The sequence below is a fragment of the Flavobacterium aciduliphilum genome (genome assembly GCF_003268855.1).
Lineage (GTDB): Bacteria > Bacteroidota > Bacteroidia > Flavobacteriales > Flavobacteriaceae > Flavobacterium > Flavobacterium aciduliphilum.
The window spans coordinates 1-12,537 of sequence record NZ_QLSZ01000010.1 but is presented as its reverse complement, the minus strand read 5'-3'; the positions used below and the strand labels follow the sequence as shown (position 1 = coordinate 12,537).

10 protein-coding genes are annotated in these 12,537 nt (G+C 33.2%); all 10 read left to right on the top strand.

Translation table 11 applies throughout. The annotated features are described in order from the left end of the window. Positions 1–9 precede the first annotated feature (9 nt). The 10 genes from ftsH to CLV55_RS10355 all read left to right on the top strand — a co-directional run bounded on the left by ftsH (position 10) and on the right by CLV55_RS10355 (position 12,418). Complete coding sequence (ftsH, locus tag CLV55_RS10400) at positions 10–1,938, top strand: ATP-dependent zinc metalloprotease FtsH (protein ID WP_112113738.1); 1,929 nt, start codon at positions 10–12, stop codon at positions 1,936–1,938. Between the two features lie 112 nt (positions 1,939–2,050). Then, positions 2,051–2,650, top strand: coding sequence for an LUD domain-containing protein (locus CLV55_RS10395; RefSeq protein ID WP_112113737.1), 600 nt, complete (start codon positions 2,051–2,053; stop codon positions 2,648–2,650). A 2-nt stretch (positions 2,651–2,652) separates the two neighbouring features. Beyond that, positions 2,653–3,543 carry a phosphatidate cytidylyltransferase gene (locus CLV55_RS10390; RefSeq protein ID WP_112113736.1) on the top strand — a complete coding sequence of 297 codons (891 nt, stop codon included), beginning with the start codon at positions 2,653–2,655 and terminating at the stop codon, positions 3,541–3,543. Beyond that, positions 3,533–4,183 (top strand): phosphatidylserine decarboxylase family protein, encoded by a 651-nt coding sequence (locus tag CLV55_RS10385; RefSeq protein WP_112113735.1) that lies wholly within the window; start codon positions 3,533–3,535, stop codon positions 4,181–4,183. Before CLV55_RS10390 ends, CLV55_RS10385 begins: the two co-directional genes overlap by 11 nt. Then, entirely contained in the window at positions 4,184–4,459 is a 276-nt protein-coding gene (locus CLV55_RS10380) for an acyl-CoA-binding protein (protein ID WP_112113734.1), read from the top strand. A 3-nt stretch (positions 4,460–4,462) separates the two neighbouring features. Continuing rightward, on the top strand, positions 4,463–5,239 hold the full coding sequence (locus CLV55_RS10375) for a superoxide dismutase (RefSeq protein ID WP_112113733.1): 777 nt from the start codon (positions 4,463–4,465) through the stop codon (positions 5,237–5,239). Positions 5,240–5,351: 112 nt separating this feature from the next. After that, positions 5,352–6,242, top strand: a complete 891-nt coding sequence (locus CLV55_RS10370; protein WP_112113732.1) for an ABC transporter ATP-binding protein — start codon at positions 5,352–5,354, stop codon at positions 6,240–6,242. Positions 6,243–6,252: 10 nt separating this feature from the next. Further along, positions 6,253–7,107 (top strand): ABC transporter permease, encoded by an 855-nt coding sequence (locus tag CLV55_RS10365; RefSeq protein WP_112113731.1) that lies wholly within the window; start codon positions 6,253–6,255, stop codon positions 7,105–7,107. A 79-nt stretch (positions 7,108–7,186) separates the two neighbouring features. Then, positions 7,187–12,274, top strand: coding sequence for a T9SS type B sorting domain-containing protein (locus CLV55_RS10360; RefSeq protein WP_112113730.1), 5,088 nt, complete (start codon positions 7,187–7,189; stop codon positions 12,272–12,274). Between the two features lie 3 nt (positions 12,275–12,277). Beyond that, positions 12,278–12,418 carry an SsrA-binding protein gene (locus tag CLV55_RS10355; RefSeq protein ID WP_112113729.1) on the top strand — a complete coding sequence of 47 codons (141 nt, stop codon included), beginning with the start codon at positions 12,278–12,280 and terminating at the stop codon, positions 12,416–12,418. Positions 12,419–12,537: the final 119 nt, after the last annotated feature.

The window sequence follows — 12,537 nt, the reverse complement described above, 5'->3', positions numbered from 1 at the left end:
CAAAGAAATATGTCAGAGAACAAAAAACCTGGTGGTTTAAAATTTAGTCCTTGGTGGATATCTGGGGCTATTATTTTTATGTTTATTTTATTAAACATTTTTAATAGTGGTGGCATTCAAGATCCTTCTAAAATTTCGTCTTCAAAATTTGACGAACTTTTAAACAAAGGGCAAATTGAAAAAGTAATAGTTTATAATAAGGTTGAAGCTGAGGCTTATTTAACAAAAGAAGCGTTAAAAGATAAAGCAAACAGTAAAGTAGCTAAAGACCCTCTTTTTGGGGGTATAAACAAAGGTCCACATTATATGTTTGACACGGGTAATGATGAATTGTTTCAGAAAAAACTCGATGAAGCCGTTAAACAAAATAAGTTAAAAGATTACGATTTCAAAACAAGAAGTGATTGGTCTGAATATATAGGCAATTTTCTTCCTATCATCCTTCTAATTGGAGTTTGGTTGTATTTTATGAGAAGAATGTCGGGCGGCGCTGGCGGCGCTGGCGGACAAATTTTTAATATTGGTAAATCGCGTGCCAAATTATTTGATGAAAATTCTCAAGTAAAAACTACATTTAAAGATGTTGCTGGACTAGAGGGTGCCAAAGAAGAGGTACAAGAAATTGTTGAGTTCCTTAGAAATCCAGAAAAATATACTGTTTTAGGTGGTAAAATACCAAAAGGAGCTTTGCTAGTTGGTCCTCCTGGTACAGGTAAAACATTATTAGCCAAAGCGGTGGCCGGTGAAGCAAAAGTTCCGTTTTTCTCATTATCAGGATCTGATTTCGTAGAGATGTTTGTAGGAGTTGGAGCTTCAAGAGTTCGAGATTTATTCAAACAAGCCAAAGAAAAATCACCTGCCATTATCTTTATAGATGAAATTGACGCCGTGGGAAGAGCGCGTGGAAAAAATAATTTTTCAGGTGGCAATGACGAAAGAGAAAACACGCTCAATCAGCTCCTTACCGAAATGGATGGTTTTGGAACCAATACTCATGTTATTGTTTTAGCAGCAACGAATAGAGCCGATGTACTTGATAAAGCATTGATGCGAGCAGGTCGTTTTGATCGACAAATTTATGTGGACTTACCAGATATCAGAGAACGTAAAGAGATTTTTGAAGTGCATTTGACACCTCTAAAAAAAGTAGAGGATTTAGACACTGATTTTCTTGCCAAACAAACCCCTGGTTTTTCTGGTGCGGACATTGCAAATGTATGTAATGAAGCGGCACTTATAGCGGCAAGAAATAATAAAAATGCCGTAGACAAACAAGATTTTCTGGATGCTGTGGATCGAATTATAGGAGGATTGGAGAAAAAAAATAAAATCATCACTCCAGAAGAAAAAAGAGCTATTGCTATTCATGAAGCAGGTCATGCTACTGTGAGTTGGATGCTCGAACATGCAGCACCCTTAATCAAAGTAACCATTGTACCACGTGGACAAAGTTTGGGAGCAGCTTGGTATTTACCAGAAGAACGTCAAATAGTGAGACCCGACCAAATGCTTGACGAAATGTGCGCGACTATGGGAGGACGAGCTGCTGAGAAAGTAATTTTTGATACGATTTCTACAGGCGCATTATCCGATTTAGAAAAAGTAACCAAACAAGCAAGAGCAATGGTAACGATTTATGGTTTGAATGATAAATTAGGAAATATTACTTATTATGATTCCTCGGGACAAAGTGATTATAATTTTAGCAAGCCTTATTCTGATGATACTGCATTAATTATTGATAAGGAAATCTCCGCATTAATAGAAGGTCAGTACCAAAGAGCGATTGAAATTCTTAATGAGAATAAAGACAAATTGGAACAATTGGCTGACTTACTCATTGAACGTGAAGTGATTTTTAAAGATGACTTGGAAACCATTTTTGGTAAAAGACCATTCAAAAAGGATCAAGAGACTCCTGAAATTGAAGTAGAATAAAATCAAAATATTCAAAAAAAGTGAAAATCTTAATTCAAAAATGTATTTTGAATTAAGATTTTTTTATCTTTGGAAGTTTTCAGATAATACGTAAAGAACATTATATTATTTTATGAGTCTTTTTAAAAAAATATTTGGTGCTACTAACGAGTCTTCCGATGAGGAGAATCAAAATGAGCAGGGAGCAATGACTCCTTCAAATCTTCCAATTGATGATTTATTTACCTATAATTTTAAAAAAAATGGAGGTAAGTTTATCTATTGTGATAGCTTGAATGAATTAAAGGAACAATTTGAAAATATTTTAGAAGAAAACGATTGGTTTGAAAATGAGGTATTGTGTTATGAATCTAAATTATTTTCACTTTTAGACGAAAATAAATTACCTTATACTGATGTTAAAGAACCTAAATTCTTTTTTGCAAGCTGCGAAAATCTTATTGCTGAAGAAGGTTCAATCTTATTTTCTTCCAACCAAATCAAGCATAAAAAACCCAATGAATTACCCGATAATTTTGTAATAATTGCTACAACAAGTCAAATTATTGCCGCTGTAAGTGATGGTTTACGTGCCATAAAAAAGAAATACAATAAAGATTATCCAACCAATATTACCACAATTAAGTATTTTGAAAAAGTAGAAGAAGAAGATTTCCTAACTTATGGAAGTTGTGCTAAAAACATGTATTTACTTCTTTTAGAAGATTTATAATAATGAATGAAACACTAAAACGAGCCCTATCTGGTGCAGTTTATATAGTACTTTTAGTATCATCTATTCTTTTTACTACTGAAAGTTTTTTTATCTTGTTTGGAATTTTTTTACTCATAGCAATCTATGAATATTGTAATTTAGTCCAAATTAATAAAATTTTTCCTATTCTTTTTGGTGGATGCTTTTACACTGCGGTAACTTTGGTCAGTGCCTACCGAAAAGAAACTGAGTTTATTCTAGACCATCAATTTAACAACAAGTATGATTTATCTATTAATATAAAAAACTTGAACCTTGTCTTATTGGCTATAACTTTAGTAGTATCAATAAAAGGTGTGCTCTTTTTATTTTATGATTCTATTCAAAAAATAAGTACTTCTTCAAAATACCTTTATTTAGTGGGTTATATCATTCTACCCTTTATTTTTATTACCAAGATATCCTTTGGTGTAAAAAGTTATAATCCCAAAATTATTATTGGACTATTCATTTTGATTTGGACGAACGATACTTTTGCCTATTTAGTAGGAAAATCAATTGGAAAACATAAATTACTTGAACGAATTTCTCCAAAAAAAACTATTGAAGGATTTTTAGGAGGCATCCTATTTGCCGTGTTTGCTGGATTTCTTATTTCAAAATTTTTCATTCAAGCCAGTCCAAAATTTAGCAATCGCTCTATTTTAATTTGGTGTTGTATGGCGTTAATTGTGGGGATTTTAGGGACAATTGGTGATTTAATTGAGTCAAAATTTAAACGAATTGCCGGAGTTAAAGACAGCGGCGCCATCATGCCAGGTCATGGAGGCATTTTAGATCGATTAGATAGTGTTATATTTGTAGCGCCTTTTGTATTTTTGTTTTATCAAATTTTAAGTTATGTTTCATAAAGAAGGATCGAAAATTATTTTTATCTCATTAGTTGTTTTTATCGTATTGTTATTGGGTTCGTCCTATGTATTCACAAATCCATGGATTTTAAAACCCATACAATATGTATTACTTGCCTTATTCCTTTTAATTTTACAATTTTTTAGAAACCCAGTAAGAACAATAGAAGTTAATGATTACCATATCGTAGCTCCCGTTGATGGGAAAGTAGTTGTTATTGAAGAGGTTTTTGAACCTGAATATTTTAAAGATAAGCGCTTACAAGTTTCAATATTTATGTCACCAATAAACGTGCATGTAACGCGTTATGCTACAAGTGGAAAAGTAAAATACAGCAAATATCATCCTGGTAAATATTTAGTAGCTTGGCATCCCAAAGCCAGTACTGAAAATGAGCGTACCACTGTAGTAATAGAAAATAGAATTTTTGGAGAAATCATGTATAGACAAATTGCGGGAGCCTTAGCAAAACGCATTGTGAATTATGCTGAAGAAGGAATGCACGTACGTCAAGGACATGATGCTGGATTTATAAAATTTGGTTCAAGAGTTGATTTATATTTCCCTCTTGGAACCGATATAAAAGTAAGCATTGGACAAAAAGCTGTTGGAAATAAAACTATTATTGCAACAAAATAAATGCAAGAACTTGATTTAGAAAAACGTTTTGAAAAAGCAGTAGCACTTGCCAATACAATGACTCAAGCCGAATTGCCGCAAGATGTTCAATTGCGTTTGTATGCCTTATACAAACAAGCGACTCATGGAAATTTTTCTGAAAACAGAAATTATCCAGTATATGATTTGAGAAATGCTTTTAAAATGAACGCATGGATTCAAATAAACCATCTTTCAAAAGAGGAATGTAAAGAATTATACATCGAAGCAATAGACGATTTAGTCAAAAAAAAGTAACCTATGAAAAAGTTATGGATTCTCTGCGCATGCCTTGCTCTTTCAATCTCATTAGAATCTTGTAAAAGAAAAAAATATACCGAGGTTGTTGAAGTGCCTTTACCTACCACTCAAGAAAAAGTTACCATTGGAACTCCCGATGATGTGAAAGCAGAATCAGGAGCCTTTGAAGTAACAAAATTAGGCTATAAATATGATGATTTAGCTCCTCATATTGATGCGATGACTATGGAAATTCATTACTCAAAACATTATGTAACGTATACAAATGCATTAAACAATCTCTTAAAAGGAACCGAACAAGAAAACATTCCTATTGAAGACATTTATAAAAAATTGGACTTGAATAATAATGAGTTGAAAAACAACTTGGGAGGTTACTATAACCATACCCTATTTTTTGATATTTTAGGATGTAAAAGCAATGAAAAACCTAGTGATACCTTGACAAGTTCTATCAATAAAAACTTTGGCTCTTTAGAGTCGTTTAAAACACAGTTTGAAGATGCTGCGAACAAAGTATTTGGTTCGGGTTGGGCTTGGCTTGTTGTATCGAAATCAGGGCAATTGAGTATCACTACAACTCAAAATCAAGACAATCCTCTTTTATCAAATGCAACAGTAAAAGGAATCCCCATTTTGGGAATTGATTTATGGGAACATGCCTATTATCTGAATTACCAATACCGCAGAAAAAAATATATCGAAGCTTTTTTTAAAGTGATTAATTGGAAAAAAGTTTCTGAAAAGTATGATGAGGCTTTAAAAACTTCGCCTTAAGTAAATTAACACTATTTTCAATCAAAAGTCACCGCTGTGGTGACTTTTTTTGTGTTTTGGTAACAAATTGACGAGCGAATCGTCTTATGTTATACTTAAGAAAATTTAACACATGGATACCATACTATCAATAAAAAAATTAAATAAACGTTATGGAAAAATCCATGCGGTTAAAGATGTCTCATTAGAAATTCAAAAAGGCAATGTCTATGGGATTTTGGGTCCCAACGGAAGTGGTAAATCAACTACTCTAGGGATTGTCTTAAATGTAGTGAATAAAACTTCGGGGGATTTCGAATGGTTTGAAGGTAAGCTTTCCACACATGACGCTTTAAAAAAAGTCGGAGCCATTATTGAGCGACCTAACTTTTACCCCTATATGACCGCAGAGGAAAATTTGAAGTTGGTTTGTAAAATCAAAAATATTTCATTCGATAAAGTAATCGAAAAACTAGAATTAGTTGGTCTATTAGATAGAAAAGACAGTAAATTCAAAACGTTTTCATTAGGTATGAAACAACGTTTAGCCATTGCTTCTGCTTTATTAAATGATCCCGAAATATTAATCTTAGATGAACCTACCAATGGACTAGATCCTCAAGGAATTCGCCAAATTAGGGATTTAATTAAAATCATTGCAAACCAAGGCACAACCATTTTACTAGCCTCTCACCTCCTGGATGAAGTTGAAAAGGTATGCACACATGTTATTGTGCTCCGAAATGGAGTATCTTTATACCAAGGTTTAGTTGATGAAATGTTAGCTAATAATGGATTCTTTGAGTTACAATCTGAACATTTAGATGCTTTAATTAAAGTAATATCAAATCTTGAAGCTGTTGATAAAATTGAAGTTAAAGACGGAAAAGCATTAGTCTATTTAAAAGCACCCTTGGAAGCAGGAGAACTTAACCAATATTTATTCCATCAAAATATTGTTTTAACTCACTTATCAAAACGTAAAATAAGTTTGGAAGAACAATTTTTAAAATTAACCAACTAATTTCTTTTAAATGAAACGATTACTCTCAATAGAATTACAGAAGATTTGGTTCAATAAAGCCAGTCGTACTTTAAGCATTATTTACTTTTTATCCTTATTTTTACTAGCCAGCATCGCTTTAATTGAATTTGACTTTGGCTTTTTTAAATTTGAAGCTGCGAAAAGTGGTTTTTTCAATTTCCCTTATATTTGGCATTTTACAACCTATGTTGCCTCATGGTTCAAATTATTTTTGGCTGTGATTATAGTTTCAATGGTGGCCAATGAGTTTAGTTATGGAACTTTAAAGCAAAACTTAATAGACGGTATGTCAAAGAAAGAATTTTTACTTTCAAAAATATACACAATTCTTTTATTTTCTGGAATATCTACCTTTTTTGTTTTTGGAATTAGTTTGGTATTAGGACTAAGATATTCATCTTACACTGAAATTGGAATCATCTTTTCAGATATGTCCTATTTGTTTGCTTATTTCTTGAAGCATGTAGCTTTCTTTTCTTTTTGTTTATTTTTAGCACTATTAATTAAGCGTTCTGCTTTTACGTTAGGTTTTATATTTGTTTGGTTTTTAGGAGAAAATGTAGTTCATGCGCTATTAAAATACAATATTTTAGGTTATAAACCACAAGATAAAGATACTGTTGTGATTGATTGGGTTAAAAACATTTTACCTTTAGAATCGATGTCAAACTTAATCGTCGAACCTTTTACAAGACTCAACTTTGTAAAATCTGTTTCCAATACTGTAGGTGCTACGTTTGTTAAAAATTATCAGGTACAACCTATATATGTTGGTATTGTCTTGTTTTGGACTTTCTTATTTATGTATTGTTCTTTTCTTTTACTCAAAAAGAGAGATTTATAACACTCTTTCAAAATCTTAAAAATTTCTAAATTTTTGTAGGGCTATGTGAATACTATGTTTTATTTGTTACTTTTAACGGATGAAAAATACGATACTCAAAATAGCTTTATTTACCTTATTATCAATGAATTGCTTTGCTCAATTCAGTAAAACACATTACATACCTCCCCTATCCAATTCAGATGCGCAAGAACCGCAAGGACAATATATTTATATTTCGTGTCCAAGTGTTACTCCTGTAAATTTTCAAATTCAAGAAATTGGAGGAAATGTCATTAGTGGAGTTGTGAGTAGAGATACTCCTTATGTATATTCTGTTGGGGCTGGATTTGACACGCAATTATTAATTTCACGAAGTGATGTCAATACCATAAAACACAATAAAGGGTATATCATCCAAGCTCAAGATTTAGTGTATGTTAATGTAAGATTAACATCAACACCTCAAAATTATCAGGCTGGTGGAATTGTATCGAAAGGAAGTGCGGCATTAGGCACCAAATTTAGAATAGGAGGATTTGTAAATACTTCTGTTCCATCAACAACTAACAACCATTACACTTTTGCATCAATATTAGCCACCGAAAACAATACAACAATTTCTTTTGGTGATATTAAAACAGGCGTACAATTAATAAACAATACAGCAGCAGGAAACACTCCTTCTAACATAACATTAAATGCTGGGGATAGTTTTATAATTGCGGTTGAAGGGCCTACCAATGCTAATCGTGATGGTTTAATAGGTGCTTCAATAACCTCCGACAAACCTATTGCTGTAAATTGTGGTTCCTTTGCTGGTAGTGATGGAGATACTACAAATTTAGATTTGGGTATGGATCAAATTGTATCTGCCGAACGTACTGGTTCTGAGTATATTTTTATAAAAGGATCTGGAGTTGATGTTACTGAGAGACCCATATTAATCGCGAATGAAGATAATACTGTAATCTATTTAAACGGAAACACTACCCCAGTAACCACTTTAAATTCAGGACAATATCTTGCATTAACAGGGGCCGATTTCTCTTCTAATAACAATTTATATGTAAAAAGTTCGAAAAATATTTTTGCTTTTCAAGGTATTGGAGGCTCCAGCAGCCAAGCCAATCAGAACATGCATTTTGTTCCACCTTTGAGTTGTCAAACACCAAAATCAATTAACAATATTCCTTTAATTAATGAAGTGGGAGATTTGACTGATTTTGAAGGAACTGTATGTATTGTAACCAAAACAGGAGCTACTTTAGATTTTATTATCGATGGGGTTTCCTATACTTTTGCAACATTACCTTCAAGTTTGTCTGTGACAGGTCCGTTAACAGTAACAGGTAATCCTGATTTTGTAACGTATACCATACAAGGATTAACCGGAAATGTATCTGTTTTTTCCTCTCAACAAGTCTATTTATCCTATTATGGTTCCAGTGGAGCGGCAACGTATGGTGGCTTTTACTCTGGATTTACTTTCAAACCTGAAATTGTATTCCAGACTGGAGCTTCTTCAACAGCCGATTGTCTTCCAAATGTTAATTTAACTGTCAATAGTATTAGCAATTTTGATGTTTATCAATGGTATTTAAATGGTAATCCCATAGCGGGAGCTACCTCAAATTCATATACTCCCTTGGTTCCAGGCTATTACAAAGTAAAAGCGTCTTTAACCGATTGTGGTATTGATTTCTTTTCAGACGAAATCCCCGTAAGCTCTTGTCCTCCAGATACAGATAGTGATGGTATAAATGACAATATAGATGCAGATATTGATAACGATGGTTTAACGAATTGCACGGAATCCTACGGAAATCAAATTATTTCACTAACAAATACAGCAAGTGGTTCGATTAGTGCTGGTTCTACTAATTATACTTTTACAGGACAAATTACAACTTCAACTAATAGTAGTACTACTCCTTTCAGTGGTTTTTCCGATGGGAGTTTCATTACTGATCTACCTGCTGGTAAAGGAAATTGGGTAAAATATGCGCTTACTTTTTCAAATGCATTATCACTCAAAATGGAGTATGTTACCACAGCAAACACGACTGATTTAATAGATTCAAATGGGGAGTTTATTATCAATGCGCCTATCAATAAAACGATAACTGTTTTAAATCCTAACAATCAGTTGTTAATTGATACTAACTATGATGGGATATATGAAAGTGGTATCACTCAATATTCTTCTTTTGAAATCCGCTTCCGACTCAATAGTACCACTCCATTAGCCGCAGGATCTGGTACTTTTCAATTCTTAACTAATGGTTCCAATACCTTTAGTATGACACATAAAAACTTATCTGACTCGTCAATAGATAAGGCTACTTTTAAAATTAGTGCCACTTGTATTGCGAAAGACTCCGATAATGACGGAATACCAGATCAAAATGATTATGACAGTGATAATGATGGAATACCAGACTTAGTAGAATCTCAAGGTCTTAATTTTTTTCCTCTTTTAAATGTTGATTCAAATCAAGACGGAATAGATAATGTTTTTGGAACCGGAATTACTGCGGTCGATAGCGATCATGATGGGATTCCAGATTATCTAGATTTAGATTCTGATAACGATGGAATATATGATTTGGTAGAATCTAATTCTAATGCTACTGACACTAACAATGATGGTATTGTAGATGGTACTTCTTTTGGAACAAACGGATTAGCTGACTCATTAGAAACTTCTGCGGACAGTGGACAATTAAATTACACCCTTGCAGATACAGATGGTGATACTGCTAATAATTATATTGATTTAGATAGTGATGGTGATGGCTGTAATGATGTTATCGAGGCTGGGTTCCTTGACCCAAATAATGATGGCCTTTTGGGAAGTATTGCCCCTCCAACAGTTAATCCAAAAGGGGTAGTAACAAGTGGCGTTGGTTATACCACGCCAAATGCCAATTACATTATAGGAGCTCCTATTATCATTATTAATCAACCTCAAGATCAAATAACTTGTGAACTACAAAGTGCTACTTTTACAATTTCTACTAATTCGATTGATAGTTACCAATGGCAACTCTCAACCGATGGTGGTACTACTTGGACAAACGTATTAAATAATGCTTTGTACAGTGGAGCGACAACCAGTACTTTGAATATTTCTAGTGTAAGCCCTTCTATGAGTGGTACTAAATTCAGAGTCCTACTCAACAAAGTAGGAAACTCTTGTGGGCAAACTTCCGCTGTGGCTACCCTAACTACTTTTGCACTACCTGTTCTAAATATTATTACGTTAAAACAATGTGATGATGACACCGATGGAATTGCCAATTTTAATTTAACCGTAAACAATGCTTTAATTTCAGCCAATTCAACTACTGAAACCTTTACCTATTTTACTTCAGCAATAGGAGCCAATACAAACGATGTTTCTCAGCAAATTACGAATCCTTTTGTTTACTCGAGTAGCAATGGAACCGTTTGGGTCCGTGTAGAAAATAATAATCATTGTTATTCTATAACTCAAATCCATTTGATTGTTTCAGTTACACAATTACCCATCAGTTTTGTTATTCCCAACCAATACAAATGTGATGATTACGTTGACGCCATAAATAATCAATATGATGGCGTGAGTTCATTTGACCTATCTGCTATTTACACTAGTGTCCAAAATCAATTAACTCCTCCATATAGTAATTATAGTATCAATTTCTATAAAATCCTAAATGATTTTAATGCCGAAATTGATACTAATGGAAATTCATTAGCTATAACCAATATCACAAATTATAGAAATATTGGTTATCCAAACCAACAGACGATTTGGGTTAAAGTCAATAGCAGTATTGATAATACTTGTTTTGGATATAAAACCTTTTCTCTAATTGTTGAGCCTACTCCTGTATTTCACTCGGTTGGAATTAATGATGAAGTTCATCATTGTGATGATGATCAAGACGGAACTTATGGATTTGATACCTCTACTCTAGTAAGTACTATTCTTCAGGGACAAACTAATGTTTCCGTAACATTTTATGATGCAGGAATACCCATTACACTACCAAATCCGTTTTTTGTTACGAACACTAAAACAATTACAGTACGACTCACAAATAATCCCTCTCTTGCTTCAGATGGACCTTGTTATTACGAAAAAGACATTCATTTTGTAGTTGATACATTACCTCAAGTTTTTGCCTCGTCCTTGTCTTTTGTTGCTTGTGATGACGAAACAAACCCTATCTATCAAAACGGGATTTATCCTTTCAACACCACTGGTGTTGAATCAACCTTGTTAGGCACACAAACAGGAATGGCACTTTCTTTCACCATGCAAGATGGCACTATCTTACAACATTTACCAAATCCATTTAATAGCATCAATCAGAATGTAACTGCCACTGTAACCAATCCTTTGAATACTACTTGTCCTGTTACTGCAACGCTTCCTTTTGTAGTCCATCCATTGCCTTTAGTTAATTTAAACACTAATGGTCTGGATGATACTTTGATCTGCTCTAACACAACTAACAGCTATGTCACAATAAATGCTGGTGTTTTAAATAGTACCCTTATTAATAATTATACTTATCAATGGTATTTGGATGGTGTATTATTACCAGGAAAAACAACTTATGCGATTAGTGTAAATACAGGTGGTCTATACACTGTAGTGGTCACCAATACTTTTGGTTGTTCTGAAACAAGAAAAATTAAAGTAAACACCTCAGTAATTGCTAATATTAACTCTATTATTGTATCAGATTTTTCAGAAAACAATACTGTTTCTATAATAGTTACAGGAAATGGAGACTATGTATATAGTCTTGATGATGCTTATGGACCATATCAAACATCTAATACTTTTGAGAACGTTCCTATGGGAATATATACTGCTTATGTTAAAGATTTAAATGGTTGTGGTATAGCCGAAGAAACCTTTTCTGTTTTAGGTGCCCCAAAATTCTTTACTCCAAATGGCGATGGGTATCATGATACATGGAATCTAGTTGGAATTACTGCAAATTACCTCCCTAACACAACCATTCGTATTTATGACCGTTATGGAAAATTAATAAAACAATTAGCAGCTTTAGGTGCAGGATGGGATGGAACGTATAATGGAATTTTAGCTCCTTCTGACGATTATTGGTACCAAGCCTCTTTACAAGATGGCAGAATCATTAAGGGTCATTTTAGTTTAAAACGTTAGATCATGTTCAAACTTATAGCCAAGTTCAATAAGCTATTTTTACCTAGTTTTACCAAACAAAAACTAGATCCTACTCGAGCAAAAAAATGGCAACTAGCGCTTTTAGCCTATCGCTATTATATTACAAAAAAATCCCTAGATTAAAATTCATCAAAAAAAGCGTAGTTTTAGACTGGACCCAAAAGTTTAGACAAATTTATAATTAATTTTGATAATAGTGAGCTCGATATTTAATCGGGCTCATTTTGTTTAAATTTGATTTG